Annotated in this window: 2 protein-coding genes; one reads left to right on the top strand and one right to left on the bottom strand. The window is 61.2% G+C overall.

Going from position 1 to position 1,293, the window contains the following annotated elements; genetic code table 11:
- On the bottom strand, positions 1–938 hold a 938-nt coding region (locus ACRXB1_RS36185), incomplete at its 3' end, for a transcriptional regulator GcvA (protein WP_449494792.1).
- Between the two features lie 125 nt (positions 939–1,063).
- Between ACRXB1_RS36185 and ACRXB1_RS36180 the strand changes: the two genes are divergently transcribed.
- Positions 1,064–1,293 (top strand): DUF2917 domain-containing protein (locus ACRXB1_RS36180; RefSeq protein WP_449494791.1); only part of this gene is annotated, 230 nt, incomplete at its 3' end.

Raw genomic sequence — 1,293 nt, 5'->3', positions numbered from 1 at the left:
TTGCGCGCAGGCCCGTCGCACACGGCCGGCGTGCGCTCGTAAAGCTGCTTGAACTGCATGATCTCGTCCAGCAGCCACGCGCGAAACGTCTGCACGCGCTGCGTCCCGAGCAGCGCCAGCGGACACACGAAGTAGTAATTCCACGGGCTCGGCCCATCAATATTGAAAAGTCTCACAAGCCGTCCCGCCACGATTTCATGCATGGCGAGCGACCGGCGCACGAGCGCGATCCCTTGCCCTTGAATGGCGGCCTGTAGCAAATTCGACGAATCTTCGTAAAGAACGCCGCGCTTGGGTTCGGGCAGGTCCACGAGCCCGGCTGCGTCGAACCAGGGGCGCCAAAGTTCATCGTGTGAACGCAGCAAGGGCGCGTCGGCCATATCGGCGGGCGTGCGAGGCAGCTTGCCGCCGCGGAAGTTCGGCGAACAGGCAGGGAAAAACACTTCATCGAGCAGTTCTTCGGAATGCAACCCCGCGTATTTCCCGGTGCTCGCGAAGCGAATGGCGACATCGACGTCTTCGCGCGTGAAATCGGTCAGTTCGTTCGTCGAGAGCAGTTCGAGGTTGATTTCCGGATGCTCTTCGATAAACCCGCCAATTCGCGGCGTCACCCAGCGCGCGGAAAACGACGACAGCATCGATACCACCAGCCGCCGGTCGCGATCCCCTGCACGTACCCGCCGCGTAGCTTCGGCGAGCGTGGCGAGGGTCGTACGGACTTCCGCGGCGTATTGCCGCCCGGTATCCGACAGCCGCACGCGCTTGCCATCGCGAACGAAGAGCGTGACGCCGAGATCCGCCTCGAGCGCCCGGATTTGATGGCTCACGGCGCCGTGGGTGACGAAGAGTTCGTCGGCGGCGCGCGAGAAGCTTTCGTGGCGCGCGGCGGCTTCGAAGGCGCGCAACGCATTGAGAGCGGGGAGTTGGCGTAGGTCCACGGTCATCGGCTCGAATGTGTGTATGTGTGAATATATCTCACATACAGACGAAAATTGCTCGTTTTGCTTAAACCCTTGCTGAGTCTATCTTCTAGTCATCAACACGATTTTTGGCGGAGGCTGTCATGCGAGAAATATCCACAAGCATCACGTTCGAAATAGCCGATGGCGAAACGGTGCCGATGCGTATTGGCAACAGCGTCAAGCTGTCGGTTCTCGGCGCGCCGGTATGGGCCACGCGCAGCAACGATACCGAAGACTACTGGCTCGTCCCCGGCGATTCCCTGAAGCTGCGCCAGCACGAGCGGCTTTGGCTGAGCACGGAAGCCGGCGGCACGGCGCAAGTCGTTTTCAA

Source organism: Caballeronia sp. M23-90 (genome assembly GCF_053574605.1).
Note: the sequence above shows the minus strand (reverse complement) of the source record. Positions and strands in the feature narration are given on the sequence as shown.